This window comes from Streptomyces sp. DH41, from assembly GCF_029813785.1.
Classification (GTDB): Bacteria; Actinomycetota; Actinomycetes; order Streptomycetales; family Streptomycetaceae; genus Streptomyces.
This window is the reverse complement of the sequence record NZ_JARVKY010000008.1, coordinates 116734-143274: the sequence shown is the minus strand read 5'-3', so window position 1 is coordinate 143274 and position 26541 is coordinate 116734. Positions and strand designations below refer to the sequence as shown.

The 26541-nt window shown below is 71.5% G+C and carries 33 protein-coding genes; 1 reads left to right on the top strand and 32 read right to left on the bottom strand.

What is annotated here, in order from left to right:
* Positions 1-16: 16 nt before the first annotated feature.
* From QC283_RS15805 to QC283_RS15765, 9 genes are all read right to left on the bottom strand, one after another.
* On the bottom strand, positions 17-1132 hold the full coding sequence (locus QC283_RS15805; RefSeq protein ID WP_279562139.1) for a DnaB-like helicase N-terminal domain-containing protein: 1116 nt from the start codon (positions 1130-1132) through the stop codon (positions 17-19).
* Positions 1132-2403, bottom strand: coding sequence for a DNA cytosine methyltransferase (locus tag QC283_RS15800; RefSeq protein ID WP_279562138.1), 1272 nt, complete (start codon positions 2401-2403; stop codon positions 1132-1134). Before QC283_RS15800 ends, QC283_RS15805 begins: the two co-directional genes overlap by 1 nt.
* Positions 2400-3323 (bottom strand): hypothetical protein, encoded by a 924-nt coding sequence (locus QC283_RS15795; protein WP_279562272.1) that lies wholly within the window; start codon positions 3321-3323, stop codon positions 2400-2402. The genes QC283_RS15800 and QC283_RS15795 overlap by 4 nt, the downstream gene beginning before the upstream one ends.
* A gap of 52 nt (positions 3324-3375) precedes the next feature.
* Positions 3376-3834, bottom strand: a complete 459-nt coding sequence (locus QC283_RS15790; protein ID WP_279562137.1) for a hypothetical protein — start codon at positions 3832-3834, stop codon at positions 3376-3378.
* The gene (gene trpA / locus QC283_RS15785) at positions 3827-4567 is read right to left on the bottom strand and encodes a tryptophan synthase subunit alpha (RefSeq protein ID WP_443032608.1); all 741 of its coding nucleotides are present in this window, start codon (positions 4565-4567) and stop codon (positions 3827-3829) included. Before trpA ends, QC283_RS15790 begins: the two co-directional genes overlap by 8 nt.
* A gap of 92 nt (positions 4568-4659) precedes the next feature.
* On the bottom strand, positions 4660-5199 hold the full coding sequence (locus tag QC283_RS15780) for a hypothetical protein (protein WP_279562136.1): 540 nt from the start codon (positions 5197-5199) through the stop codon (positions 4660-4662).
* Between the two features lie 58 nt (positions 5200-5257).
* Complete coding sequence (locus QC283_RS15775) at positions 5258-5860, bottom strand: hypothetical protein (RefSeq protein WP_279562135.1); 603 nt, start codon at positions 5858-5860, stop codon at positions 5258-5260.
* 308 nt (positions 5861-6168) lie between these two features.
* Entirely contained in the window at positions 6169-6774 is a 606-nt protein-coding gene (locus QC283_RS15770) for a DUF317 domain-containing protein (protein WP_279562134.1), read from the bottom strand.
* Between the two features lie 191 nt (positions 6775-6965).
* On the bottom strand, positions 6966-7250 hold the full coding sequence (locus tag QC283_RS15765; protein ID WP_279562133.1) for a hypothetical protein: 285 nt from the start codon (positions 7248-7250) through the stop codon (positions 6966-6968).
* A gap of 216 nt (positions 7251-7466) precedes the next feature.
* On the opposite strand from QC283_RS15765, the gene QC283_RS15760 reads away from it, so the two are divergent.
* Positions 7467-8669 (top strand): IS110 family transposase, encoded by a 1203-nt coding sequence (locus tag QC283_RS15760; protein WP_279562132.1) that lies wholly within the window; start codon positions 7467-7469, stop codon positions 8667-8669.
* A 5-nt stretch (positions 8670-8674) separates the two neighbouring features.
* Here the strand turns inward: QC283_RS15760 and QC283_RS15755 are convergent, their stop codons facing one another.
* The 23 genes from QC283_RS15755 to QC283_RS15645 form a co-directional block, all read right to left on the bottom strand.
* Positions 8675-9142: a hypothetical protein gene (locus QC283_RS15755; protein ID WP_279562131.1), complete on the bottom strand. Its 468-nt coding sequence runs from the start codon at positions 9140-9142 to the stop codon at positions 8675-8677.
* The gene (locus QC283_RS15750) at positions 9139-9729 is read right to left on the bottom strand and encodes a hypothetical protein (RefSeq protein ID WP_279562130.1); all 591 of its coding nucleotides are present in this window, start codon (positions 9727-9729) and stop codon (positions 9139-9141) included. Before QC283_RS15750 ends, QC283_RS15755 begins: the two co-directional genes overlap by 4 nt.
* 41 nt (positions 9730-9770) lie before the next feature.
* Positions 9771-10229, bottom strand: coding sequence for an XF1762 family protein (locus QC283_RS15745; RefSeq protein ID WP_279562129.1), 459 nt, complete (start codon positions 10227-10229; stop codon positions 9771-9773).
* Positions 10226-12013 (bottom strand): type IV secretory system conjugative DNA transfer family protein, encoded by a 1788-nt coding sequence (locus QC283_RS15740; protein WP_279562128.1) that lies wholly within the window; start codon positions 12011-12013, stop codon positions 10226-10228. The genes QC283_RS15745 and QC283_RS15740 overlap by 4 nt, the downstream gene beginning before the upstream one ends.
* A 32-nt stretch (positions 12014-12045) precedes the next feature.
* The gene (locus tag QC283_RS15735) at positions 12046-12822 is read right to left on the bottom strand and encodes a DUF317 domain-containing protein (RefSeq protein WP_279562127.1); all 777 of its coding nucleotides are present in this window, start codon (positions 12820-12822) and stop codon (positions 12046-12048) included.
* A 2-nt stretch (positions 12823-12824) separates the two neighbouring features.
* On the bottom strand, positions 12825-13184 hold the full coding sequence (locus QC283_RS15730) for a hypothetical protein (protein WP_233534871.1): 360 nt from the start codon (positions 13182-13184) through the stop codon (positions 12825-12827).
* Positions 13185-13423: 239 nt separating this feature from the next.
* Positions 13424-14245, bottom strand: coding sequence for a DUF317 domain-containing protein (locus QC283_RS15725; RefSeq protein ID WP_279562126.1), 822 nt, complete (start codon positions 14243-14245; stop codon positions 13424-13426).
* Entirely contained in the window at positions 14236-14589 is a 354-nt protein-coding gene (locus QC283_RS15720) for a hypothetical protein (RefSeq protein WP_279562125.1), read from the bottom strand. The genes QC283_RS15725 and QC283_RS15720 overlap by 10 nt, the downstream gene beginning before the upstream one ends.
* Before the next feature lie 26 nt (positions 14590-14615).
* Positions 14616-15419, bottom strand: a complete 804-nt coding sequence (locus QC283_RS15715; protein WP_279562124.1) for a DUF317 domain-containing protein — start codon at positions 15417-15419, stop codon at positions 14616-14618.
* Positions 15416-15799 (bottom strand): hypothetical protein, encoded by a 384-nt coding sequence (locus tag QC283_RS15710; protein WP_052836952.1) that lies wholly within the window; start codon positions 15797-15799, stop codon positions 15416-15418. The genes QC283_RS15715 and QC283_RS15710 overlap by 4 nt, the downstream gene beginning before the upstream one ends.
* Positions 15800-16075: 276 nt before the next feature.
* A complete protein-coding gene (locus QC283_RS15705) occupies positions 16076-16483 on the bottom strand; it encodes a hypothetical protein (RefSeq protein ID WP_279562123.1) in 408 nt (135 codons plus the stop codon).
* Between the two features lie 17 nt (positions 16484-16500).
* Entirely contained in the window at positions 16501-17160 is a 660-nt protein-coding gene (locus tag QC283_RS15700) for a hypothetical protein (RefSeq protein WP_279562122.1), read from the bottom strand.
* A complete protein-coding gene (locus QC283_RS15695) occupies positions 17157-17915 on the bottom strand; it encodes a hypothetical protein (RefSeq protein WP_279562121.1) in 759 nt (252 codons plus the stop codon). Before QC283_RS15695 ends, QC283_RS15700 begins: the two co-directional genes overlap by 4 nt.
* 25 nt (positions 17916-17940) lie before the next feature.
* Positions 17941-18645, bottom strand: coding sequence for a hypothetical protein (locus tag QC283_RS15690; protein ID WP_279562120.1), 705 nt, complete (start codon positions 18643-18645; stop codon positions 17941-17943).
* 13 nt (positions 18646-18658) lie between these two features.
* Positions 18659-19507: a relaxase/mobilization nuclease gene (locus tag QC283_RS15685; protein WP_279562270.1), complete on the bottom strand. Its 849-nt coding sequence runs from the start codon at positions 19505-19507 to the stop codon at positions 18659-18661.
* Positions 19504-20292, bottom strand: a complete 789-nt coding sequence (locus tag QC283_RS15680; protein ID WP_279562119.1) for a hypothetical protein — start codon at positions 20290-20292, stop codon at positions 19504-19506. The genes QC283_RS15685 and QC283_RS15680 overlap by 4 nt, the downstream gene beginning before the upstream one ends.
* The gene (locus QC283_RS15675; RefSeq protein WP_279562118.1) at positions 20289-20726 is read right to left on the bottom strand and encodes a hypothetical protein; all 438 of its coding nucleotides are present in this window, start codon (positions 20724-20726) and stop codon (positions 20289-20291) included. The genes QC283_RS15680 and QC283_RS15675 overlap by 4 nt, the downstream gene beginning before the upstream one ends.
* Positions 20727-20826: 100 nt before the next feature.
* Positions 20827-21300, bottom strand: a complete 474-nt coding sequence (locus QC283_RS15670) for a hypothetical protein (RefSeq protein ID WP_279562117.1) — start codon at positions 21298-21300, stop codon at positions 20827-20829.
* Positions 21301-21490: 190 nt separating this feature from the next.
* Positions 21491-23281, bottom strand: a complete 1791-nt coding sequence (locus QC283_RS15665) for a hypothetical protein (RefSeq protein ID WP_279562116.1) — start codon at positions 23279-23281, stop codon at positions 21491-21493.
* Entirely contained in the window at positions 23278-24420 is a 1143-nt protein-coding gene (locus QC283_RS15660; protein WP_279562269.1) for an AAA family ATPase, read from the bottom strand. Before QC283_RS15660 ends, QC283_RS15665 begins: the two co-directional genes overlap by 4 nt.
* 193 nt (positions 24421-24613) lie before the next feature.
* The gene (locus QC283_RS15655; protein ID WP_279562268.1) at positions 24614-24835 is read right to left on the bottom strand and encodes a hypothetical protein; all 222 of its coding nucleotides are present in this window, start codon (positions 24833-24835) and stop codon (positions 24614-24616) included.
* A 37-nt stretch (positions 24836-24872) separates the two neighbouring features.
* Complete coding sequence (locus QC283_RS15650) at positions 24873-26060, bottom strand: hypothetical protein (protein ID WP_279562115.1); 1188 nt, start codon at positions 26058-26060, stop codon at positions 24873-24875.
* Complete coding sequence (locus QC283_RS15645) at positions 26057-26515, bottom strand: hypothetical protein (RefSeq protein WP_279562114.1); 459 nt, start codon at positions 26513-26515, stop codon at positions 26057-26059. Before QC283_RS15645 ends, QC283_RS15650 begins: the two co-directional genes overlap by 4 nt.
* Positions 26516-26541: the final 26 nt, after the last annotated feature.

Here is a 26541-nt window from a genome sequence, read left to right as displayed (position 1 = left end):
CCGGCGTAATCGGGAGTTATCGGGTTGCTCGTGTGGGCCGGGCGGCGTGTGCGGCCGTGGTGGTCGGCGGGCCGGCGCGGGTGGCAGGCGCCGCTCGCCGCTGCTGCGGCGGAGTGGCTCCGGCGGCGTGCTGCCAGCGGGTGCGGACGGCGGCGATGTCAGCGAGAGCGCGGCGGGCCCCGGCGACGAGCTGGAAGGGGGTGTTCGCCGAGTCGCCGGCGTACGCCTCGACGCGCCGTCCGGTGTGTTCGGCCGTGGCCAGCAGGGAGCGCCGCAGGGCGCGTTCGGCCCAGTGCCCGACGGATCCGGCCGGTTCGGCCAGCATGCGCAGGACCTCGCCTGGTTCACGGCCGTAGTCGAGCAGGCCGCGCTGCTGGGCTTCCCACAGGACGGTGACGGGGTCGATGGGCTCGTCGCGGCGGGCGAGGGTGGTCAGGCACTGCCACAGGCCGGCGTGCAGGGGCAGGGTGAGGTCGTCGGGGAGCAGCCACCGGACGGCGTCGATGTCGTCCGGGCGGGCGGTGGCGGTCGCGAGCAGGAGCTGCTCCTCCTCGACCGCCTCGGTGTCGTCGGCGGCGGTGGGAGGAGGTGCCGGGGTGCGGGGAAGGACACCGGAGCGCGGGGGGAAGCGGTTCGCGATGTCGTCCACGACCGCAGCAAGTGCATCCGCCTCGGCGAGCGCTGTCTGGACGGGGTGCGGGAGGGAGGCGTCGTGGACGGTGTGGACGAGGCGTTCGGCGGCCGTCAGCAGGCGACGGCGGGCGTGCTCGGCCTCGACCATCCGGGCGTACGCGGGGGCGTGGCGGGGCCAGGGGCAGACCTGAACGAGGGCGTGCAGGTAGGAGGCGGTCAGTCCGCGCGCCTCCTCCAGGGCGGTAGCGAGTACGTGGTCGAGCCACGTGGTGTTCTTCGCGTGCTCGGTGGGGTCGGGCCGCGGCAGGGTACTGATCGCGGCATACAGGGCGGCGTGCGCGGCGGTGGAGAACGAGTCGGCGGCGATGCCGTTCACGTCGTCCAGGCGGTGCGGGTTGAGGAGGAGGGCCCCCAGGAGGGCCTGCTCGACGTGGAATACCGGCTGGGGCGGTGTGATGGTGTCGAGGTCGTCTTCGTCGGGTTCGGGGGTGTGGGGCATCAGGCGGCGAGGGTGAAGTCGTCGGGGTCGAGGGTGACGCCGAGGTGGGGGGCGAGGAGGTGGCCGGCGAGCAGCGGGGGAACGGCGTTGCCGATCTGGGAGAACTGCTGGCCCTTGTTGCCGGCCCAGGGGTAGTCGGCGGGAAAGGTCTGCAGGAGGCCCGCCTCGCGGGCGGTGATCCGGATCGGCTCGGGAACGGCCGGCGCATCGGTGTCCGTGGCCGAGGGTGTGGCGGGTTCGGCGACCCAGGTGCACTCGTTGGCGCGGTGCCCGAAGAACAGCGTGCCAGCCGGCTCCTGGATGGACCGGACGGTGGCGTTGGCCTGGTTGTTGCTGCGCAGGGACCAGGACCAGCGGTGCGCCTCGGCGGTGAACGTGGGCGCCGGAGCGTCGGCCGCACGATTCTCGCGCGTGCCGTGCCGGGCCGCCCACCCCGCGCCTTCCCGGCGGGACTGCAGAACCACCCCGTCCGGCCGCGGCATCCAGCTGCCGCGCTCCCGCGCGTCGGACAGCGTCTTGCGAGAGCCCGACGGGAACGGCTCGGGGCCGCCGCCAGGCCCACCTCCTGCACAGACGGTGGGGACGGGCCGGTCGGTCGCGCCCCATCCCAAGGCTTCGGCCATGCTGACCCAGCGGGCACGGCCCGGACCGAACAGCGATTCCGGCTCGGCGAGCTGGGCGTGCGTGGGCGTGGGCGGCTGCGCCGTGCGGACGCGGGAGGCCAGGAGGATTGCCCGCTTCCTGGTCTGCGGGACACCGAAGTCGGCGGCGTTGAGGATCCCGCACCAGACGGAGAACCCCCACCCGCGCAGGACGGCCGCGTACTGCTTCCACAAGGGCAGCACGTCCGGTACTTCCTCCATGGCCACCCAGTCGGGCTCGCCGACCGCGTTCAGCGCGTACAGGTAGCGCATCGGCTCGGCGGCGAGCAGGGAGCGCTCGTCGCGGCAGGCGGTGAGGAGGCGCTCGCGGGTGTCGCGCCCGGCGGCCAGGTCTTCGACCGCCGCGTGCACCAGCGGCTGGTCGACCAGGCCGAGGCGCTTGCCGGCCATGCTCCACGCCTGACACGGCGGCGAAGCGATCACACCGCAGGTGCGGCCGAGGAACGGCCATACCGGATACCTCACCACGTCGCACCGGATGGTCAACTGCCCCGCCGCAGCACGGGTCTTACACGCCCACGGGTCCCATTCCAGGCCGACGTCGCGCACGCCCAGGACGTGCAGTGCCCTGCTCCAGCCGCCCGGCCCCGCGAAGAGGTCGAGTATCACGTGGCCAGCCCGAAGTCGTCCTGCGTCAGCGCGTCGGCGTCGCCCCGGCACGCCCAGGGCGAGCAGCCGTCCTCGACACCGTTCTCCAGGACGTCGGCCTCGTCCGCGCTGATCCGCAGGGCGGCCCGCTCGGCGGCGGTGACGTGATCGATGGGGGCTTCGCTGAGCGGGACGCGGGAGCGGTGCAGGAACGCCTCGCCGAGCAGTCTGTTGCCGGTGGCGTTGGCGCGGGCGTTGCCCTGCCGGATGGCCGTGTCGAATTCGACGACGTCCGCCCACTCGGATGGAGATGTGTCCCTGATATGCCGCCACTGCGCATTTCCATGGAACGGGCATCCCAGGCAACTCGATTCCGGGGTATCGGCGAGACCGAGGGAAGTCAGGTAGCGCGCGCAGTCGGCCCTGCTCCAGGACATGTCCAGAAGGGGATGCCGGTTACGCATGTACTTGACTTCCGCGTCCTTCGCGCGGTGGAATTCATCCGTGGAGATTCCTACCCACTGCTCGACGAAAACGCCCTTTGGGATGCGTGCCGGATAGGGGTAGCCGAGCAGTTCGCGGACCTTCTGCTTGATTGGCTTGACCTTATATTCGCCGGTGCACTGCCGCCGGGTCATCCCAGGTCGCCCGTCCTGATTGAGGATGTGGAGCGGCATGGAGGCGAACCGGTGATCCGGGTTCAGGGCGTCGTCTCGGATATTTCCGGCCGACACGCGCAGTACGGGTATCCCGGCGGGGGCGGCTATCTCTTCTTCCAGGCGGTCAAGGTGTGCGTAAACCGCTTCGGGTTCCCATCCGGTGTCGGCGAAAATCGCATAGTCGACCCTGGGGAGAATGCCCTCGGCTGACAGGGCAAGGAGCGTGCTGGATTGAACTCCCGCACCGAGGGTGAGGGCGCGGAATCGGGGCTGATCTGAAATGGTCTGTCCTGGGTTTAGGGAAAGGGGAGGGAGTACCCGAATCGCGGTCGCGTCAGCGGCAGGGGGATTGCGGCCGGTCGCGGGATACGGCGTCGCAGAGGGCGGGGATGTGGTCGACGAGGTCGGTGGCCGACTCGATGAACTGCTGCGGTGTCGGCCCGATCAGAACCACCCGCCGTGATGTGGCGGTGGCCTGGCGGCGCTGGTTCTCCACGGCGCGGGCAAGAGCAACCGTCAGTTCGGCGGCGGCGTCCTGGGCGGCCTTGGCGATCTGCGCGACGCGGTGAAGGAGCAGCAGGTCCGTAGGGGAGGGCCGCGTCGTCTGGCGGCTGAGGGTGAGAAACAGCCGCAAAGCGGTGCCGGCGAGGTCCTGGGCGTCAGTGAGGCGCGGGGCCAGTGTGGATGCGGATGCGCCTCGTTCGGCGGGCAGGAAATGCAGGGCCTGGTGCAGCGAGGCCGCGTCGGACGAGATGCGGGCGAGGACCGGGGCCGGGTCGGCGGGGTCAGGCACGGGTCTCCGTGGTGGCGTGCGGGTTCAGGGTTTGGGCGAACGCGGTAGTGATTGCCGGGGCCTGCTCGGGGGCGGTCATCAGGGCGCGGACGACGGGGGTGCCGATGACGACGGCGTCCACCAGTGGCGCGACGCGTTCCGCGAGGGCCGGGGTGGAGATCCCCACGCCCGATACGACGGGCAGGGGACTCGCGGCGCGCAGGCGTGTCGTGAAGTCGGCGAGAGTGGGCACGTCGAGCGGGCCGCGGTAGCCGGTGGGGGCGGTGCTGGCGGGTGCGTAGAGCCATCCCGATGCGCCGGCGGCCACGGTGGCGAGGCCGGTGTCAGTGAGGTGGCGCGGGACGAGGCGTGGGGTGGAGAGGTTCGTGGCCTTCGCTGCGGCCTGCCAGCGCTCTGCCTGGTTGTCGGGCAGGTCGACGACCATGGCGCCGGCGGCACCCGCGTCAGCGAGCAGCCGGGCCAGGCGTTCGGGGCCGTGCCGGCTGACGGGGTCCCAGTAGGTCATAACGACGGTCGGCCGAAGGCCAGCGGCGTGCTCGATCCCGCGCAGGGCGCGGGTGAGGAGGTGCCCGCGGCTCAGGGCGCGGCGGTAGGCGGCTTGGATGATGGGCCCGTCGAGGTCGGCGTCATGGTGGGCGAGGCCGATCTCGAACAGGTCGGCGCCGGCTCGGGCGATCTGGTCGAGCTGATGACGCTCGGCGCGGGCCGGATGCAGTCCGGCGGGGACGAACACGCCGAGCGCGCAGCGGGGTTGGGCGAGGAGAGCTTGGAGGGAGTCGGTGGCGGCCAGGAGATGTCTTTCTCGGAGGGCGCTGTCGCGGCAGGTCAGCGGTGGCGTGGGGCCGGTGAAGGCGGGGAGGTTGCGAGGGTGGTGGCGCTCTGGCCGTGGGCGGCCCGGGCACGGGGTGTGGTGTCCGTGGTGGGCGGGTGGCTGAAGGCGGGGGCCACGCGGTCGAGGGCCTGGGCGATCTGCTGGGCCTGGTCGTGAGCAGTAGCGAGCTGCTCGGCGACATCGGTGGGGAACCGGTCCCACTGGGCTCGGTACTGGTATCGCTGGATGATCTCGGCGGCGTTGCGCAGCTGCTCGGCGACCTGCCGCAGGACGGCGGTTTTCTGTTCCGGGGCGGTCGCGGTGTGTGTGGCTTGCAGAAGCGCGTCCAGGGCGGTGGGCAGCGACTCGTCGGGCGTGGGAAGGCCGTAGAGGGCGGCGTGCAGTGCTTGGGCGTAGACCGTCACGGGTCCGCCCCGACCGCGGCTGCGGTACTCGATGGGGGCTTGCCGGCGGGCGCCGAAGTTGACGGTCACGTCCCGGGGAGCGGCACCGGGGTGAAGCTGGTCGGCGAGGGCACGGGCGAGATCATGCACGGTGGGGGTGTCGGACGTGGAAGCTCCTCGGATGGCGGTGCCGGATGCGTTGGGGTGGTCAGCGGGTGCGGCGAGGGGCCGATGGTGTGGTTCGTGGACCGGTGGCGGGAGCTGAGCGGCGGCGGGTGCTGGCGGGGATGTCGGCTGGTGTGGGGATGCCCAGGTGGACACGCGCGCTGAGACCGTGGGTGTACGCGTGTGCCTCGGCAGCGGTGACGGCGCTGAGCAGTTGGCGCTCGTCCAGCCCGTCCCGAGTGCGGTAGGACGCGCCGTCTGCTGTGGGGACGAAGCCGTGTTGCTCCAGCAGCAACCGGGCGGCGGTGGTCGAGGCAGTCACGGCAACCGTGCCGTCCCTGACCTGGAAGTGCAGGTCTGGGCCGCCTGCCGGCTGGTCGGGACTCCAGCGGGTGGTCCAGGAAAGGTCGACGAGGTCGTGGGTGTGGGCCAAGAGCCCGTACATCGCCACGCCGGCGCGCTCGTGTACGTCCTGCGCGATGCCTGGAGGCAGCAGGTGGAGCCTGCGGCCGTGGTGTTCACGAGGGAGGAAGCCGGCGTCGGTGAGCAGCCGGTCGGCGTCGCGGATGGGGCGGTTGAGGATGACGAAGGTGTGGCCGTCGTCGGTGGACCCGATGAATACCTCGGGGATGTCCAGGAGTGACACGGTGGTCCAAGGGATTCGGAAGTGCAGGCCGGGAGAAATGGCAGTGCGCTCGCGGCAACGGACGGGTACGTGCAGCCGAGTCAGGGCGTCGTTGTGCCGGGTGAAGTAGCCGGCGAGGAGCAGGAGGTGCTCGGCCGGCCCAGTCGGCTCGTTCAGCTGGGGATGACGGGTTTCGGTGAGGCCGGTGTCAGCGGCGGTGTACGACGCGGCCGAGCTGGGCGCCGGCGTGGTGGACGTGTGGGTTCACGGCGGCTCGGTGCACGGGGGTGATGAGCGCGTCGTCCAGGTTCTGCACGAGGTAGGGGACGTCACGGAAGGTGCGCTCGACTGGGGTGGTCGTCGCGAGGTGGGTGAAGAACTGGGCGACGAGCCGCTCCGGGGGTGTCCTGGGTGAAGGAGGCGTCCCAGTGGGTGTCGAAGCCGTCGTACACGTGGTGCCGGAAGCGCCACGGGGTGTCTTCCGCCGGAGTGTGCTGCAGGTGGCAGTGGCCGTCGGGCGAGGTGAACGTGTCGTCCTCGCGGTGCCAGTGGTTCAGTTCGGCGATCTGCGCGAGGGGGGTGGTGGTGAGCGGGATCCGGTCGATGTGCCGGTCGTCGCCGAGCAGCTGGGGCAGAGCCTGGGTGACGGCGGCGATGGCCTCGATCGGGGTCTGCCGGGTGAAGCGGGCTTCCCAGTACGGCTCGTGGTGCGCGAGGGACCACCAGTGGCCGAGGGTATGCCGGGAGTTGAAGTTGACGAACAGGCTGCCGTCGGGGCTGTGGACGCTGATGCGTCCGCTTGCGCGATCGTGCTCGCTCGGCCAACCGAAGAGGTGGACCAGCGGGCCGATCGCATCGGCGAGCCGGTCGATGCCCGCTCCCGCCAGATAGCGTGGGGAGACCAGGACCCGGTCCTGGGGCGCGAAGGGCCTCACCGCCGGGCCTTGTACCGCAGGCGGCAGTGGGCCAGGACTGATCGGGTGCAGCGCGTCGGTGCCGGTGTGCAGGAGACGTCTGAGACGCGTGCGGGCGGGGCCTCGTATCCGTCCACCCGGGCGCGGGGTGGATCCGGGTGTTGGGCGCGGTTGTGCGAGGTCATGGGCTGCTGTGGGCTCCGATGGGTCAGTTAACGGCTGCGGGCGGCCGTCTTCGCAGCGGTGGGTGCGGGCGCGGGCGTCGTGCCGGGCGCCCTGCGAGTGGGCGGGCTGCTGATGGCCGTGGCCAGCGCGGTGGTGCCGGCGGGAGTGAGGCGGACTCGGTCCTGGAGCGGGCCGCCCACATAGGCGGCACGCGCGGACTGCGGAACGCGCTCCGCGAGCCCCATTGCCTCCAACGCCCGCAGCGTGCCCATGAGCACGCGCTCGTCGCGGTAGTGGACGTTCTGCCGTCCCAGGGAGCTGGTGACCACCACGTTCCCGCAGGCGATCTCCGTAAGTTGTTGGGTGGCCCGGGAGGGCTGGGTGTGGCACAGGCGTTCTTGTCTGCAGTGGCTCTGTGGGAGTGGCCGCCCGGCCCTCCGGGGCGCCCTGGCTGCTGATTGAGATGTGCGCTTCGGTCGCTGATTACGGAGATGACAGCGGGGTGTTCCTCGGGCCGACGGCATGCCGTGTGGAACGAGGAGGGGCAAGTGAGCAAGCGACGGGCCTGCGTCTGGGCCGGCATCGACGCGGGTAAGGGCCACCACTGGACTGCGGCGGTCGACGAGACCGGGGCGACCTTGTGGTCGAAGAAGATCGACAATGACGAGTCGGCGATCCTGAGCGCGCTCGGCGAGATCCTGGACCTGGCGGATGAGGTCCGCTGGGCGGTTGACATCTCCGGCACGGCCTCCGCGCTACTTCTGGCCCTGCTCGCGGCGCACGGCCAGCAGGCCGTCTACGTTCCCGGCCGCACGGTCAACCGGATGGCCGGGGCCTACCGGGGCGAGGCGAAAACCGATGCCCGTGACGCCTACATCATCGCCGAGACCGCCCGGCACCGCCGGGACTTTGCGACCATCGATGTGCCCGCCCAACTGGCGGCTGAACTAGCCCTGTTGACCGCCCATCGCTCTGACCTGGTTGCAGACAGGGTGAGAATGATCAACCGTCTCCGCGATGTCCTGACCGGCGTCTTTCCCGCTCTGGAACGGTCTTTCGACTACTCGGCTCACAAAGGTGCCCTGGTGCTGTTGACCGGCTACCAGACCCCCGCCGCGATCCGCCGCCGCGGCCGAGCCCGGCTCACGGCCTGGCTGGCCAACCGGGACGTGCGCAGCGCTGACGCCGTCGCGGTCACTGCTCTGGAGGCTGCCCGGACCCAGCAGACCGCGCTGCCCGGCGAGGAGGTCGCCGCCCAAATCGTCGCTGACCTAGCCGAACAGATCCTGGCCCTGGATGAGCGGCTCAAGCGCATCGAGAAGCGTATCCGCGAGACCTTCCGCAGCCATCCACAAGCGGCGATCATCGAGTCGCTGCCCGGCATGGGGCCCATGCTCGGGGCCGAGTTCGTCGTGGCGGCAGGCGACCTGACCGCCTACGCGGACGCTGGTCACCTGGCGTCAGCGGCCGGACTTGTACCTGTGCCACGCGACTCCGGCCGGCGGACTGGGAACCTGCACCGGCCCAAGCGTTACAGCCGCCGTCTGCGAAGGGTGTTCTACCTGTCCGCGCAGACCAGCATCATCCGCGAGGGCCCTAATCGGGACTTCTACCTCAAGAAGCGTGGCGAGGGGTGCAAGCACGTCCAAGCCATCATCGCCCTGGCTCGCCGACGAGCGAGCGTGTTGTGGGCACTACTTCGTGACGGACGAATGTTCACGACCGCCCCGCCAGTCACGCAGGCGGCTTGACTTCGTCATTGAGACTCCCACAGGGCGGTGTGGTGAGCGGCGGTCAGGGTGTGCTCCGGACCGTCGCCTGCTGCCGTCCCCCCGCGGCGTCGGATTTCGTAGGCGAGGGTGTTGGCGCAGCCCATCGCGGCTTCGGGTGCCAAGGCGGTCAGAGTGCGTGCCATCGGGAGCTGCTGGTCCGCGGAGGCACTGCTCAGGAAGGCGAGCTGCTCAAGGCGGACCACTGCGTCCGACAGGTCGGGACTGCGGAAGAGGCGTCCGTCGGTGACCGCTTTGAGGGCGGTGCGGGTCGCAGAAGCGAGTCGCTGGGCGGAGGCGGCGTGGGCGTTGGGCTCGGATGGCGGATAGGCCCGCAGGAGACGGTCGAGCATGTCGTTGTGCTGCACGTACTGGTCTGCGAGCAGCAGCAGGCGCTCAACCGGCGTCGGCGGGGCGGCCACGTCGAACAGGAAGCCCTCGGGCGGCGTCGTCATCCGCGGCGCCGGGCAGCGAGCACGGGCGGTGCGGAGGGCGCCTTCTGCGGGCTGGGCCTTTGGGCCTCGGCGATGAGTTGCCGGTCTTCAGCGCGCGCCGAGAATGAGGCGAGGCGTCGGGAGAGCCGTCGCGCTACGGCGCGATAAGTGGTGGCCGCTTGCTGCATCTCGACACCGGCACGACGAAGCTGATCACGGCTGCTCGCCGGGGTGGGATCGGCGTCCTCGTACAGCAGGATCTCGGTGCGGTGATGGACGGCGAGGTTGCACAGGGTGGCGGCCAGTGAGATCTGGGAGCAGGCGCCGGCGAGGAGCGCCAGGTTGTCGGCCCCGTCCTTCATTGCGGGGTACTGGCTGACCGACAGGTCGTGCACCTGCCGCGTGCACTTCATCGCCAGCTCGTGCACCCGCAGGCTCAGGGGTGCGATCTCTCGGACGGGCTTGGCGATCTCGCCCTCCCGGATGCGTGCCGCCTCCACGGACAGCTCCTTCAGGGCGGGGGCCACCTCGCCGAGAAGGCGAGTGTGTTCGGTCAGGTCGACGGTGTGCAGGACAACTCCGGGAGGACGCGGGGCGGTACGGGGCAAGGTGAGATGGTCGGTCCGTTGCTGTGCAGGAACGGGCTCGGTCACAGGGCTTCCCACAGCAGGCGGGTGACGTGGTCGTTGCCGTGACCGGCTCGTGGGCGGGACGGGGTGTGCCATCCGGCGCGGGGCGGCCGGCTGGCGATCACGCGCCACCCGGCGCCGCGCAGTGATGCGCCGCTCTCGCCGTCCTGCGTGTAGGTGACCAGCCGGCGGTAGCCGAGGGCCTTCGCCGCCCGCCACGCGGCACCGTAGAGCAGTGAGTTGGCGTTGCGTGCGCCGTCGCTGGCGGTCCGGGTGACTTCGAGGGTGGCGCCGTCGTCCAGGTGACGGGCCACCGGCCGGCCGACGATGGCCACGGCGCGCAGCGTGCCCCTCTCGTCGGCGGCGCCGACCGCGAAGATCTGTCCTGCGGGCGGCGGGTGGTGACGGTGCCAGGTGCGCACGAAGTCCTTCGCCTCACGGGAGCGGACCGGCACCAGGCGCAGCGGTATGTCGCTCACGCGGCCGTCCCGAAGTCGGACTGTGTCGGCGCGTGCTTCGCGACGGCGCGAGCCGTGATCGCCTTCGACGCGCGGGCGGACGCCGCGGACAGTTCCCCGGCTCCTGGCTCTCGGTACCACGGTCGCAGGTCGAGCACGGCGGCGCGCATGCCGGTGGCGAAGCACAGGGCGGTGCCCTTGGGCAGGGCTCGGATCGCGTCGGCGGGCAGGATCCGTTCCTGCCGCATCGACACCGACGTGCTCTTGCCGGACTCCGAGTGCGAGGTCGATGTGGTCTCGACGTCGTGGTCGCCGATCAAGCGGGAGAGCTTGTCGGCGAAGTCGGGGTCGTCGATGCCGGAGCCGATGACCTTGACGGTCGAGGCGGACCACATGGCGTCCATGCCCGCGTCTCCCCAGACCTTCTGGCCCTGGCGGTAGGACTGGAGGATGGTGATCGGGATGATTCCGCGGGAGCCGAGGTGGGAGTACAGGTCCGGCAGGTCGCTGATCTTGCACACGTTGGCGGCCTCGTCGAGGATCGCCAGCATGGGCGGGTCCAGGCGTCCGCCGGCCCGTTCGGCCTGGGCGGTGGCCGCGCGCATGACGGAGTCCGCGCACGCGGCGATCAGTGCCGAGGCCCCGCCTCCCCCGTCCTTGCTCAGCAGGTACAGCGTGTCGGTGGAGGTGACGAACTCCGACGGGCGGAACTCGGGAACGTCCTTCTGCGGGGTGACCCAGGCGGCGATCTCGTTGTTCAGCAGTGCGGCGGCGTACTGGCGGGCAGTCTCGTAGATGCCGTCGCGCGTCTCCGGGGGTCCCTCGACGGTGCCCTTGAGCTGTGCTGCGACGGCGGCGAAGTCGTGGTCGCGGAGGATGTCGAGCGGGGTACGGTCGGCGGGGAAGGCGAGCCACTGCATGATGTCGGTGATGGGCCGCTCATCGAGCGCTGCGGCCAGCAGCAGTTGGGACAGGATGTTGCTGCCGGCCTTGGACCAGAAGTCGCCCTGCTGGGAGGCGTCCACCGAGGCGGTGAGGAAATGTCCGGCGAGCCGGTGCGCCCCGTCCAGGGTTTTCGCGCTGGCGAGGGGGTTCCACCACATCTCGCGTGCGGCATGCGCGATCTGCTGCGGATCCATGGTCCACACCTGCCCGACGCGGGAGCGGGCCTCGTATGTGGCAGTGAATGCGTCGCCGGCGGCCTTGTTCGAGGTCAGCAGGACGGGGCCGGGCGCGGCGAGCATCGAGGGGATGGCGAGCGAAGTCGTCTTGCCCGAGCGGGGCGCCATGATGGCGACGGCCACATCCTCATAGCCCATGCGCACCTCGTGCCGGGTGTTCTGCAAGTTGCCCAGGAGGATGCCGGTGTCGCGGGCTTCGATGTGCTTGGCGTCCTTCAGGCTCGGGCGCAGCGAGCGGGCCTTGTCGGTGATCGCCTTGGCCATCAAGGGCTCGATGTCCCGTGCCTTGGCCATGCCGGTGATCTTCTTCCGGCCGCCGCCGCGGTTCTTGCGCCGGACCCACAGCGCGACCGACGTCACCCCGAGAGCCAGGAGAAGCAGAACGGGAACGATGCGTGCCCCGATGAGCAGGGCGTTCTCCCCGGCCTCGGGCCAGACCTGCTCGGGGTGGAGCAAGGCGTTGGTCGGCTGGTAGGGGGCCCAGCTGCCTCCGGCGAGGGAGGCGGTGAGGTTGCCGCACAGCCAGGCCAGGTGGGACAGGGGGACGACGACGGCGAGCACGCCGAACAGGAGGCGCAGGACGAGGTCGTATCCGTCGGTGTTGCTGCTGGAGGAGGGGGGCAAGGGCTAGGTGCTTCCAGGCGGGGAGGGAGGGATCAGCGCAGGCGGTGGCGCTCGGCCTGCGGCCGTTGCGGAGGAGGCGTACTCGTCGCCGGCGGGCCGGATCGGCGTGCGGCGAGGGAGCGGACGCGTTCTTCCAGGGCGCCGGCGACCTGCTGGGCGGGTACTTCCCGGTGCGAGAGGGTGATGAGGTCCGGGTTGCGAGTCGGGAGGCTGGAGGGGCCTGCGGTGCGCGCCACCGGTCGGGGGTCGGTGAGCGCGGCGGTGAACGCGGTGATCAGGTGCGGTGGGGTGTGCTCGCTGAAGTGGGCTTGCCACAGCAGAGTCCGGAAGTCGCGAAGGGCGGTGTCGACCCACCAGGCCCCGGTTGTCTTGTCGGCCTCGACGCGGACGGTGCCGTCGGGTGAGGCCAGCCGGTGGTGGCTGTAGGCCGGAGACCAGCCCGCTTTCAGAAGCGGCTCCTGCGGATCCCAGTTGTCTCCTTGATCGGCAGTGGGATCAGTCAGCACGTCGGTGAACGCAGCGATCATCTCGACGGGGGTGCGGGCATCGAAGCTGGCGAACCAGGCGGGCCGGTCCGGCGCGGCGGCGTGCTGCAGAGTCCACCACCGTCCGTCGGGGTCAGGCTCCAGCCGCAGGGGTGCCTTCTGGTCGGGGCTGGAAAGCAGGACGCGGGGCATCAGGGGGTCGTGACCGTAGCTCCAGCTGCAGGCACGGTGGAGGGGGACGGTGACCCAGGCGGGGTCACCGCCGCCGGCCAGGTGGCGCGGGGCGATGTAGTCGATGTCGACGTTGACGGGGACCTCGGGCATGGTCACCGCCCCCTCGCGCCGTGTCCGCTGCGCCGGGACGTCAGGGCGGGAAGCTGCGGGCGCTTCGGCCGGGACGGTGCTCGGCGTGCGGCGGCCTGGATGTCGAGGACGACGCGGCCGTGGCAGGCCCAGTCGTCCAGGTAGCTCCAGCACTCCGCGTGATGCTCGTCCAGCGCGTCGACATACGCTGCGCTGCCCGGTCCGGTGCCCTCGGGGAGCTGGGCCCTGGTCTCTTGCCACCGGGCGTCCAGGGCGTCGAGGTGGCTCAGTGCCTCCTCCAGGATGGTCAGCTGCCCGGGCCAGCTGGCCCGCGTGAGGTGTGCGGGCAGGTGCTGGAGCTGGAGCCGGGCGGTGGCCAGCAATTGGCGGGCACCGGGGCGGATACTGGCGAACGCTGCGGCGGTGTCTGCGTCACGGACGGCGGCCCGGCGGCCGTAGGCGTCCTGGTCGAAGGGCCAGCCGTCCAGGTCGGTGTTGAACGCGGTGAAGGCGTCCCAGGACGCCAGGATCCGTTCACTGTGGCGCAGGTAGCGGTTGAGGCGCCGCAGCGAGGTGCGGCGGCCGTGGTTCGTGGTGCGGGAGATGAGAGCATCCTTTGAGGTCAGCGGCGGGCGGCCGGCTGGACGGCGGTCGTGGGCGCCGGGGGTGTCGCGGGGGCGGCCTGCTGACGGCGCACGGCGCGGGCCTGTGCGCGGAGCGTCTTCACCCGGGCGGTGTGCGCGTCGACTACCTGCTGCGGGCGCAGCGGGCTCGGCTCCCGGACGGCGCTGTAGTGGGCGGTGCGGTCGAACATGCCGCGCTGCAGCGGGCTCTGGTCGGCCAGCGCGCCCAGGAAGGCACCGGCGAGGCGATCGGGAACGTGCTCGTCGAGGAAGGCGTGCCAGATCTGCGGGCCTGGGAATGATTCGTCGCTGCTTGTCCTGACCTCGATGTGCCAGGACGGCCGTTCATGGAACTCACTCGTGGGGCGGTGTTCGATGCGGCACAGCGAGTCCGGAGAGAGCGCTGTCTTGGCATCGTCGTGCTGCCAGCCTGCGCTGGTCACGGGCTGCCAGGGGTCCGGTTGCGATGAGGGCGGTGTGATGAGGGCGTCGGTGAGGCCGGCGAGGACCTCGGCCGGCACGAGTTCACCGAACTCGGCGTACCAGCCGTGTTCATTGTCGCCGGGGGCGGCCCGCAGCCGCCACCAGGCGGAGGTGGCGGTCTGCGGGTCGAACTGCAGGCGGTAGCGGTGATCGGGGCTGGCCATCACGATCTCGGCGCTGAGCGGGTCGGAGACCGTGGCCCATCCGGCCGCGGCCAGGCCGTGGGTGACGTGAGGGGCGTCGCCCGGGCCGGCGAGGTGGCGGGGGCTGGTGTCGTAGGGGATCTGCCCGGCGTGCTTGTCGGCGAAGGCGTCGAGCTGGCGCTCGCTCAACGGCACCGGCTGCACCCCTGCTCGCTCTCGGCGTCGTCGTGCAGCGCGCGCAGTTCGTCCAGGACGTAGTGGAGGGTGTGCTGGTCGGTCTGTTCCCAGGCGGCGGAGCGCAGCTCGGCGATCAGGAGGTTGACGTGCGCGGTGCGTGGGATGGCCTGGTGTTCCTGGATGGTGCGGGCGAGGGCACGCAGGGTGTCGGCGAGCTGGACGGGCAGGCCCGTGTACTCGTCGAGGAGCGGCTCAACGAGGGCGAGGGCTTCATCGGGGTCGGGATTCTCGCGCAGGTACTCGGTGACGTCCGACAGCGTTTCGGTCAGGGCGCGCAGGGTTTCCGGGGTGGGGGCAGGCATCGGGCTCCTTCAGATGGGGATGGAGATCAGCGGCGGGTCCGGGCACCGCCGGCCGGGGCGTAGGGACGGGCGGTGGTGCGGGGCCGGGCGCTTCGGGCGCTGTTGCGGGCCCAGGCGGCGGCGCGAGCAGCTGTAATCCGGGCCTGCTGCCAGGCGCTGAGCTGGGAGGGCTTGACGGAGACCGACCAGGTCCGGATCTGGGCGCTGTGCGGGACACGTCCGCGTGGGCGCATCACCGGGTCCGGGCCGGCAAGTTCGGTGGATAAGGCTTGGACCAGGTGCATCGGCGTGTTCGGCGTGAAGTGGGCAGTCCAGCCGTTGCCCTGCTTGTCCTGCGCTCCGGTCCACCACATCGCCGAGCCATCGACGCCCTGGCGGTACTGCATCCACGCGGTGCCGTCGGGGCTGCTCGCCGAATAGTCCTGGCCCTCGAACCGCGTGTGCCAGTTCTGCTCCTGCAGAGGTGCCCAGACGTTGGGGGCGTGTGCGGAGCGGGGGCGGGTGAGGGCGTCGGTAAGACCGGCGACGATCTCCACCGGAGTCTGCCGGCCCAGGTGCGCAGACCATTCACCGGTCGCGCCGCCTGCCCGGCCGTGGATGGTCCATCCGCCCGGCAGCATGTAGGGGTCGTAGGCGACGCGGACGGTGCGGTCCGGGCTCTCCATGAGCAGCGGGCCGCCCTTCTTGGACTTCTCCCGCCAGCCCGAGGCGCGCAGGAACTCCGAGACGTGCCGGACGTCACCGCCGCCGGCCAGGGCACGGGGCTGGACCAGGTAGTGCTGCTCGGCCTGCTCGCCCGGCCCCCAGCCCTGCCACTGCTTCTTCTTCACCGGCGCCGCCGTACGACGAGCGGGGCAGGAGCCGGAGGCTTCGCCGCGCTGGTGGCCGGTCGAGTACCGAGGTGCTGGAGGAGGTCCTGGTGCTCGTCCAGGTCCAGGCTGATGTCGTGCAGTTCGTTGGCGGCACGGCCCAAGGCGAGCCATACCTCCGCTGGCAGGGCGCCTCGTTCTGCCTCGCTCTTGGCGAAGTGGCTGCCGGTGATGACGAGGTGAGTGACGCCGCCGAGGACTCCGTTGTCTGGGTCGAGGACACGGGCGATGACCTGCGCTGCCTGGGGCGGGGGAAGCTGAGAGAGGTGGTCGGAGAGCTGGCCGAGCTGGCGAGTGATCTCGTCGGCCAGTCTCACCGGGTAGGGCGCGGGGTGGGACATGCTCCTCCGGGTGCGTGGACGGTCAGTGGTGGTGGCGCTGCCCGACGCGTTGCGCTTCGGTGGGGACGGCTTCCGGGCGGGCGCCGGCCATTGGGGAGGCTCGGTCGGGGCCGGCCGTGATGCAGGCGCGTAGATAGCGGCGGAACAGGGCGGTTGCGAGCCGGGGTTTGAGCCGATGGCTGATCGGTGCGGGTGTGCGTTGTGCTACGGGTTTCTCCGTGGAGTTGGGCGGCGGGGAGGTGGGCGGCCCCAGCGTGGTGCCGGGGCCGCCCGGGCTTACGGGGCGCGGCGGGCCGGTGCGGGGCGCGAGGGGGAACTGGCGGGCGCCGGTTGCTGCGGGGCGGGGCGGGCCGCGCGCGCCCGGAGGCGGTGCACGGCCTGCTGGTAGAGGGCCTCGTCGAAGACCTCGGGGTCGCAGTTGACCGTGTATCCGGCCAGGAGCAGGGCGGGGATGGCGCGGTTCGCCAGGTGTTTCTGCTCCTCGGCACCGAGGTGGTCGGGCACGGTGTGCCAGATGTAGAGCGGCTCGCCTGTGGGGTATTCGTGGCGTTCGAGGCCGAGCTGTTCCAGCAGGTCGTGGAGGCCGGCGGGGGCGCCGGTGGGGGTGTCGGCGTGGATGGTGGTCGTCAGGGCCTTGATGTAGATCTCGACGTCTGTGCCGTACTCGTCGGCCAGATTGGCCATACGTTTCTTCTCCGGGGTCAGCGGCGGCGGGAAACCGGGGACTGTGCACGGCCCGCTGCCGGTGTCGGGGCCGGTGCGGTCGCTGGCCGCTGCGCCGGGCGGGCGGCGTGGTTGCGGGCGCGCAGGATGACGCGGGCGGCCTCGCTCAGGGAGTTGGCCGTGCTACCGAGCCGTGCGATGGGCTCGGGTTCATCGCCGGGCGCGGCGCCGTGGAGATCACTGGCGGAGATCCAGGCGCGGACGATCACTTCTCTGGTCAGGGGCAGCAGCCCGTGCACGGGGGCCGCGACCTCGGTCAGGACCTCGGCCACCTCGCTGCTGGTCTCGGCGGCCGAGACCCGCTCGGCGAGTTGGGTGAGGTAGCGCACGGCTGCGTCACGGTCGCCGTCGGGGGCGGCCAGCATGTTCAGGGCGGGGTCGAGGTGGACACTGTGGCCGGCGGCGAGCAGGGCGTGCGAGGCGGTGGTCGCCTTCAGGCGCTGCTGCTCGATGGGCAGGCCGTGCGGAAGACGGTGGTAGTCCCCGCGGGGTCCGGGAGAGGTGAGGAAGCCGCCGGTCCGCTGAAGGATGTCTGCTGCTTGCTCGGTGCCGCCGATGGCCACGACCAGTCCGGTAGGGGGGTCCTTGGTGATGGTGACGTACTCCAGGACCCAGAAGTCGAGCTCCGTCTGGTTCATCGCGTCCTGGCGGTGGGTGTGCGGGCGCCGGCGGGGGCCGGCGGCACGGAGGCCGGGGCGGAGGTGGGCGCGTGGCGTCCGGCGGGGTGCTGGAGGGCGGTGCCGATGCCGAGCGCGTCGAGCTGCGGGCCGATCTCGCGCAGCGCGCGGGCCTGGGCCTGGGTGTCGTCGCCACTCAGGCGGTAGATGCCGCTGTGCGGGTCCTGGATGAAGCCGTGGGCGGCGAGGATGGTGCCGGCCCGGTCGTCGGCGGGGGCGGTGGCGACGCTGCCGTCCGGCTGCCAGGTCAGGACGACCCGGTCCGGCTGGGAGGGCTGGATGCCGTCCAGGGCGTTGTGCCGGACCTGGGCGAGCGCACGGTCGTAGCGGACGAGGAGATCGCCGGCGACCTGCTCGGCGCCGAGGAACGGGTCGTCGGTCAGGGCGATGCCGTTGGGCTCGGGGACGCCGCGGTACGCCTCGTCCGGCAGGGCGTGCGGGGCGACGGCGGCGAGGAGGAAGCCGTCGCGTTCGTCGTGCCGGTCGATCAGGACGAGCTGGGCACCGTCGGGGCGGCTGAGGACGGCTGCCTGCTGCAGGGGGTGTTCGGCCAGGGAGGCGGCGACCAGGTCCAGGTCCCAGATGCGGTCGGTGAGTTCGATGAGGTCGTCCTTGGCGTCGCCCGTCAGGTGGGTGCTGGTCCAGGTGTCGGGGAGTTCGCCGGCGAGGACGTCGGCGTAAGACGCAAGGCGCTCGGATATGTCGTGGTCGTGCATGGTATCCTTGGGCAGTTGAAGGGGCTCAGCGGCGCAGGCGGGTGGCACCGACGGGTGGCGGTGCCGGGGCCGGCAGTGCACGCGGCGGGGGCGGGCAGGCGCACACCGCGGAGCGTTCGGGCTCATGGTCGGGAACCTGCTCTGCGCAGGCGCGGCGGCCGGGGTGAGGGGCGTGCCGGTCGGCCAGCCGTCCGCGGGTGTGCGCGAGGTCGGAGCGGATGACGCGGACGTATGCGTCGGCGAGGTAACGCAGGCGCCCGGCGGTGTACGGATCGCTCGCGTCGCCGAGCCCGTCGAAGAACTCCGCCAGGGCGCCGAGGGTTTCCTCGAACCCAGCGAGGATGCCGTCGTGGGGCGCGGTGAGTTCGGTGAGTATGTCGGCTGCCTCGGCGGTGTCGGTGGCCTCGCGCAGGCGTTCGGCGAGGTGGGAGACCGAGGCGCCGAGCGTGGGATAGCTGGCGGGGCGGGCGTCGGTGTCGAAGCGCTCGTCGCAGTCGACGTGGTACCCGACGGCCCGCAGGCGTCCTACGGCATCGATGGCGAGACGGGTCTCCTCGTCCTCGGTCAGGCCGGCGGGGGCGCGGTGGTAGCTCTCGTGGAGGCGGACGACAGCGACGAATCTCGCGCGCTGGAGAATGCTGTGCGCCTCAGCGTCGCCCCCGCGGGCGAGGAGTTCGCCGGAGTGCTGGTCACGGCGGATGTCCAGCAAGCGGCCGGTGGTGCGGGGCAAAAAGACGTTTCTCCTACAGAGATCGGTGGGTGGTGCGCCGGGCCGCGGCCGGTGCGGCGGCGGCCCGGGGCTGGGCCAGATGGGCCGCAGTGGCGTCCAGGTCCTGCTGAATCGCGTGGAGGCGGCGGGCGATCAGCTCCAGACGGTGTGCCGTGTCCGTGCCGGCAGCCCCCGGTTGGCGGGCGATCCGGTAAGCGGTGTGCTCGACCAGACCGCGGACCGTGGCCAGCGGGCCGGCCTGTTCGTCGGCGAGCTGCGCGAGGACGCCCGCGAGCTGCGCCGACGCGGTCGGGACCGTACGGGCAGCGGACCACTGCGTGGTGCCGGTGCGGACGGGGATCAGGTTCAGGTCCTGCTCGATGCGGCGCGCTTCGTCCGCAAGCCGTCGCAGGATGTCGGCGGGAGGGGTGCGCCAGGTGCCGTCGAGGTGGATCAGGTTGGCGATCAGATCCAGACGTCCGGGCTGGCCCTGGACAGCGATCCACCGCCACCCGTGCTCTGCGGCGCCGGGCACCTCGATACCAGCGGCCCGCGCGAACCGGTGGGCGGTTTCCGACCACTCGGGACCTGTCAGCTCCCGGTCGTCCGGATGGAGCCGGACGTCGAGATGGAGGATCGCGTGCCGGTCGTCGTCCGGGCTGGCAGCGAACGGATGCTCCAGGTACGGATCTTCGAGGTGCTCGGCCCACTCAACGGACGTCCAGGTCCTCTGCTCGTCGTCCGGGGTGTAGTAGTCCAGGCCCGGCCAGTGGGCGACCACGGTGTACTCCGTCAGGCCCTCGTTCGGGGAAAGGGGCCGCCCGAGCGCCTCGGCCAGCGGCTCGCGCGGCGAGTGGGCCCTTGGGTGCAGGCGGGGGATTATGACGGCACCCCGCTCGACGTGCGGGTGGGTGACCGGTGCTGATGAAGGTCGCGGGCTGCACAGAGCAGCGAGCGCTCGCGGACCAGGTCGGCGTGGACCGAGATGTCTCCTGGCGGAAGACAGTCGATCGCCCTGTCGATGGCGCTCAGCCCCTCGTCGTACCGGCCCAGCCGGCGCAGGGCACCCGCCGTGCGGAAGAGGACGATCGGGTCAGTGCCGGTGGCGAGGGCGGGCCGCAAGCTGAGGGCCAGGAGACGCTCCGCACCCTCGTCCAGGTCCTGGCCGAGCCACAGTCCGTGCAGCAGGACATGCAGGGTCTTGGGGTGCTCCTCGGCCGTGGCGAGGACCTCGTCCATGACCGTCAGGCCCTCGGGGCGGGACTGGCCAAGCAGCGCGAAGGCGTACAGGGCGCGGGTGTAGCAGTCCAGCGGCTGACGTGCGGTCTGCGCGAGCTGTTCGACGAGGCGCTGGAGGGTGGGGCAGCGGAAGTCGAACCGCAGGGCGCTCAGGTACAGATGCGCCAAGGTGCGGGTGGTGATCGGATCACGGTGCGTCGCGAGGACATCCTCCGGGGACAGCAGGCCCAGGACGCTGCGGCCGGCTGACCGTGCTGCCCAGGCGGCGTCCGCGCACACCTCGGCTGAGGTTTTCCAGTCGGCCCGGATGCCGTGGAGGTCTTCGGCCAGGTGCAGCGGCCAGGAAGGATCGTCCGCAGTTGCGGTGGCTCGGGCCCTGGCCCTGTGGAGCGCAGCGGCACGGTCGGGGCGGTTCGTGGGGGGAGTCACCGGCCGCCCCTGGTGTCTGCGGTGTGCACGAGCTGGCCCAGGGCGGTGGTGGTGTACCAGCCGCAGTCGATCAGCTCGTCGCGGCCGGCGAACCGCGTAAGGAGGGCGTCTTCCATGGCCCGCAGGTAGATCAGGCAGTCCGGGCAGCGGCGTGAGAGGTGCACGAGGTAGCGGGGGTGAGCGGTGACGTAGGACTGGGCGCCCCCGGTGGGGTCACGCAGGCGCCATCCGTCCTCGTCGGTGGGGGTGTGCCAGGAGGGGGCGACGATGCGCATGGAGTCTCCCCACAGTTCTCCGCCGGCCACCCCCTTGAGGACGACGACGGTGTCTCCGGCCAGAAAGTGGGCGTGAGTGATATCTCGGGTGGGAGTGAGCGGGTCGGGGGTGCGGGCGGTGACGGGGGTGGGCTGATGGTCCCAGGACGGAGGGAGCACGCGGTTCCTTCCACGCGATGGCTGTCGGGGTGGGAGCATCAATAGTCCGGAGGAACGCCGGTTTGGCTAACCGGCGTTTCCCGGCTATGTTGCCCCGCCGTCAGCGGAACGGATTCTCCGTCCCGCGGTCCGCCTCGGTGGCTGCGTTGAGGAGTTCGAGCAGGTCAGTGCCTTCGGCGTCACGCTGGTCGATCCACCAACCGGCACGGGTTATGGAGCGGGCCTTCTCCTCCAGCTCCGCCCAGTCCGCCTCGTCCCAACTGCCCTCGACGACCAGGGCGGTGTGCGCGGCCATCATCAGCTGATGGCGGGAGCGCTCACCCCAGTCCAGGGCCTTGGCCGGGCCCTCCAGCTGCGGCATGTCGAACTGCTTGGCCCAGGTGGCGGCTGCCTCTAGCTCCTCGGCGCGCTTCTCCGCGAGCCACTTCTCCTTGGACGCGGAGTCGGCGTCGCGCGCCGCCTTCCAGCAGTCGGTGCAGTCCTTCGACGCGAGCCAACGGGCGAAGCCGGCCCGCTTGTCGGCGGGGCGGTTGGACAGGTCGTGATCTACCCGGTGGGAGCAGGCGTGCTCCACGGTCCAGTGCGTACTTACCCCCGGGGAATTCCGTTTGATGGGCGTTACGTTCGAGGTCGGGCTGCTGGTCTGGGGCTTCAAATCGAGTGCCTTTCGTTGACGGTTGGGGTTGCACGAGTCATGCGACGGACGGGGGTGGTCTGGAGTGCTTGGCGGTGGTCTCGGGGACGCTTCCGCCTTCTGCGTCGTCTCAGCGGGTCCTGCGGATGGCGTCTGTGGCCGCCTTGGCGATGGCGGCGGGAGCGCTGGAGGGCTGGGGCAGGTGCAGCAAGGTGGTCCCGGGCAAGTGGCGGGATTCCGCGGTGAGGGTGAGCTGGAGTACGGCGCAGCTGGCGGTCGCGAGCTGCTTGACGAGGGTGACGGCTTGAGCGGTTTCGTCGCTGCCGTAGTGGGCGTCGGTGACGATCACGAGGACGCGGCCGGCGCCGGGGCGGCTGAGTTCGAGGCCGTGGTCGAGTGCGTCGATGGCGTTGGCGAGGTTGTGGTGGCCGCCGGTGGCATCGAACGTCGTCACGCGCTCTGGTGCTCGGTGGGTGGGTCGGGTCAGTGCGGTCAGGTGCCTGTCGTAGGCGATGGTGGCGGTACGGGAGTCGGGGTCGGTCAGGGCTGCTGCGCGTGCCACGATCCAGGCAGCGGAGGCGACGGGCTTGCAGGCGGCACGCATGGAGCCGGAGACGTCGACGGCGATACCCACACGCAGCGGTGGGGTGGGAGAGTTCCGGCGGCGGGTGTGGGTGAACGGTTCCGCGGTGGGGACCGACCCGGCCGCGCGCTGAGCGTCGCGGGCGAGGGCCGCGCGCATGTTGAGGCGGCCGGGCGGGGTGGGGCTGGTGGTCCGTTCCTCGGTCCGCTCGCGGTAGGCGGCGGCACGCAGGGCGCGGCTCAGGCGCGCGGCGGCACTCTGCTCGGCGGCGGTGGGCCTGCGGGTGCCGGTGACGGGGTTGCCGGAGGGTGCCGGTGTGCCGTCGGGGTGGACGGTGGTGCTACGGGCGTTGAAGACCGACTTGGCGGTGGCGGCGGCTTTGCGTCGCTGGCGGGCCCGCTGGGCGCGGTCCTGAGCCTGCGCCTTGGAGCGCGACGCCATGGCGTTGGCCGCTGCGTCCTGTGCCGCGAGGTCGGCCGCGTCGGTGGCTGCCGCGTGGTCCATGACGACCCCCACGGCGCCGGTCAGCAGATCGGAGAGGCCCTCCGGCACGGGCAGGGCGGGGGCCGCGGCATCCAGAGCGTCGCACCATTCTTGACCGTGCGCGAGCATGGTCGTGGCGTCGTGGTCGGCGCACTGGTGAGCTGCGGTCCAGATGCGGGTGAGGGTGGCCAGCAGGTCGGCGCCCAGCACCTTTTCGCACAGATCGGCGACAGCCCGGGTCTCGCCGGCGTCCAGGATGCCGACATCCCGGCGGCCGAGGATCAGGGCGGCCACGGCGGCGGCCTGCTCGATGCCCTGGAAGGTGGGGTGCGCGATGTCGGGCATGACCAGGGTTCGGGCGCTGGTGCGCAGGTACGTGCGGTCCGTGGGCCGCGTGATCAGGTGCGCGCCTTCGACGCGGCTCTCCTCCAGCAGGAGCGCGGCCTCGACGACGCGGGGGTTGGCTCCGGCAGGCTGTGTCCAGACGGAGTGGGCGGCGTGCGCGGCCTCGTGGACGAATACGCCCCAGGCGGCGGGATACCGGTCCTCGTCGCCCACGATCCGCGGATGGATCTCGTGGGGCTTCAGGGGGGCGAACAGGCGGGCGTCGAACTCGACCTCGCCCAGCGTGGGGAAGTAGGCGGCCGGTGCGCCGCTGCGCGTGCCGGGGCGGCAGGTGACGAGGAGGTCCTGGCGGCCGGAGAGGGCGACCAGCCGGTCGCCGAGTTCGGCTCCCACCCGCAGCCACGCGGCCGGGGAGGAGCGGGGTTGGGCGGGCGGTGCGCCGTCGTCGTCCCAGCGCGCGAGGTCGGCGTCGTCGTCCGGCGTGGACTGGATGTGGTGGTGGGCGCTCATCGCGGGCGGCCCCGGTGTGCGGAGCCGGTGCTGCCCGGGGGCTGCCGGGCGGCTGAGGCGGGGAGCTGCTTGCCGAGGGTGAGAGGTGCGATCTTCTTGATGCCGACAGCCTTGGTGACGGCGTCGGCGACGGCGTCGCGATCCTCCACAGGAGCGATGCCGACGAGGTTCGCGAGCGCGGCTTTGGTGCCGAGGACGGCCTCGGTCTTCTGGTAGCTGAGCAGTTCCCGCAGTTGGGGGGCCCAGCCCAGCTCGCCGAGTTCGACCTGCTGGGCGAGGTGTCGGGCGACCCGGACCACTCGGGCATCGATCCTCAAGGCCAGGGCGAGGTCGTAGTCCGTGCCGATCTGGATCTGCACGCTGAACCGGCTCGCGAGCGCCTCCGTCAACACCGCCCCGTGGACGCCGGGATTGTGGCCCGCCACCACGTAGAAGCCCGGCTCGGCGTTGATGGTCTCGCCCTTGTGGGCCTTGACCTGGATCTGCCTGCGCCCGTCCATCGCGGGATACAGCGCCGCCAGGACCTTCGGTGAGATCAAGGTGGCATCGTCGATCAGCAGGGCGCGGCCCTCGGTCATCGCGGTGACCAGCGGACCGTACTGGAAGACGTAGGCTCCCGCGTCGTCCTGTGTGTACTCGCCGATCAAGTCGCCGACCGTGGTGTCGCCGTCACCGGCGACGGTGAGCAGGTCCGGGAACGCCGCCTCGACCAAACTCGTCTTGCCGGTGCCCGGAGGGCCGTAGAGCAGCACGGGCACGTCGGCGTCGCGCAAGCGGTTCAACGCCTCGACGTCGGGCAGATCGGCCAGCTCCCGGGGGTGGTAGAGCTGGCCCCCCGCGCGGCGGATCGGGCCGGTCTGCTTGGGCGCGGCTGCTGCGGTGTAGGTCGTACGGGCCGTGGCCGCCTGGGCGCGGGGAGCGTGAGTGCCCGGTGGGCTGATCACAGCCCTCTGCGCGGCTGCGGCGGTCTTCGCGTTCGCGCGGAACTCCGGTTGTCCGGTCCCGCTTTGGTCGGCCTCGCCGCGTCGCACCAGGGTGAGGGCGGCGTTGCGGACGGCGCCGTGGGAGTGGCCCAGCTGCCTGGCCATGTCCCCGATGGTGAGCTTGTCCGCCGGCCGGTCGGTCAGCAGTCGGGCCACCTTGGCTCGCAGTTCGCCGCCCTTGGTGCGCGCTGGTCTGGTAGGCGTTCCGGGTGTGGTCAAACGAGGATCCTTCAACAGGTACGGGTGCGGGCGGGGTCGGCGATGCCTTGGAGAGGCTGGCCGCTCGCGGCACGGATCACGGACTGTGCCGACATCGGCGACCGGGCCAACCGGGGCGTACTGTCGGCGCTCACCGGCCGGCCGAGGGCTCGGTCCAGGTGCACGGGACGGCCGGCGACGAGCAGCTCGCTGGCTGCCGAGCAGGCCCGTGCGTCCGCTCCGTACCGGGTTCCGTCGCTCGGCAGGCGCAGCCTGGCGTCTCTTCGAAGCCGTCCTGGAGCAGAATCCGCCGGGCGGCGGCGTTGTAGCCGGTGGTGGTGATCTCGCCGGTGATGGCGTGCCGGATCGGCATGAACGGCTCTGCTGGTGCCTCGGGCAAAGCGGATCTCCTATCGGTGGCGGGCGGTCATGTTGGCGCGGGGCGGCGGCGCGGGCGGTGTGGTGTCCACGGCCGGGCGCGGGCGGGTGCGCAGCACGGGGGTGCGGTGCGGGGGCAGGACGGCGACGGTCGCACCAAGGTCCTCGGCTGCCTCTTCGACTTCGCGGGTGAGGAACTCGATCTGGCCCAGCGCGGAGAGGCGGGCGGCGATCTGACGGCCCTGCACGGTCTCCAGGGCGCTGGCGAACTGGCTGCTCGTCTCCAGAAGTTCCTGCAGGCGGACCATCGGGCCGGCGGCGTAGCCGCGCTGGACGGCTCCCAGGAGAGCGTTCGATGCGTCTCCGGCACTGTGGCCTTCGACGACGTCGCGGATGAGGTCCTGCAGGGACAGCTCCGGGGCCGGTGCCGGGCGGTTGAACCGGGAGATGTCCGAGCGCAGCACGCCGGGCGGGACCGGAGCGGGCAGGGACTTGCCCGCCTCGTACTCGTGGGCGAAATGCCCGATCACCTGCCAGCCCGGTACGCCCGGGTCGCCGCGCAGCGCGACCACTGTGGAGTCGTCGTCCTCGACCAGATAAGCGAGGGTGATCGGCTGTCCGTCGGCGGCATACCACGACTCGGTCAGCTCCAGCGCGCCACGCGTCTGCGCGGCCCGGGCCCTGTCGGTCCACAGCTGCTGTTCCTCGTCGGTCAGCGGAGCCTGGTGGTGCTGGCCCTCGCGCTGGTCGGCGAGGTTGCTGGCGATCGGGCTGTGGTCCGCCCAGGCAGTGAGATGCGGCCACAGAGCCGCGTGCTGAGCACGTTCGGCTGGAGAGCCGGGCGCGGCCGGCCGGTCGAGGGCCCGGCGGATCTCGGCGGCGGACGATGCCAGGCCGTCCAGGACGGCCCGCCACCCGGTCAGGTGCCGGGCGGGCGGCAACTCGTCGAGCGCGAGTCGGGCGGCATCGAGGAGAGCCTCGGCGTGCGGGGCGAGGTGGGTGGTGTACGCCTCCAGCGCCGCCTTGTCACGGTGGGCTCGTGCGGCTGCGGCGGCGTCTGCGTGGACGGTGCGGCCGTGGCGGTCGCGTGTCATGTCGAGGGCGGCATCGGTCTCGCAGTCGACGACGGCCATCCGCAGCCGGAAGTCGCGTGCCTTGCTGGCCAGTGCGGACGCTGTCGGCAACGGGCTGTCGGGGGCCGGGCTGCTGCTGTGGGTCATCGGGACCGCCCGCTGGCTGCGGCCGTCAGGTGGACGGTGGGAGCGTAGGTGGGCTTCGGCGGGATCGGCCGGGCCGACGGTGGGGAGGTGGTGGGCGTGGTGGAGCGCTGCGTCGTTCGGCCGGCGGCGGCCTGGGCGAGCCTGCTGCGGCGCTCCTGGAGTCCGTGGGGCCGGACGGGGCGCGGCGGGCCGGTGGAGAGGGCCGAGTTGAGGCGGATGTCGGCCTGCACCGTGTAGCCGTGGCGGCGCAGGTCGTGGACGGCCTGGCGGGTGCGTCGGACTCCGTCGCGCTCGGGATCGCTGAGGCGGTACAGCCCGGGTTCACCGGGAACGGGCTCGAACTGCTCGCGCTCCAGGAACCAGTGGGCGAGGTGGCTGGGGAGGGTGGGGGTGAAGGAGGCGACGAAGCCGTGTTTCTTGTGGTCGCCGAAGGAGAAGTGGGTGCCGGGTTGCAAGGGGGCGGAAGTCTCCAGATGTTGTC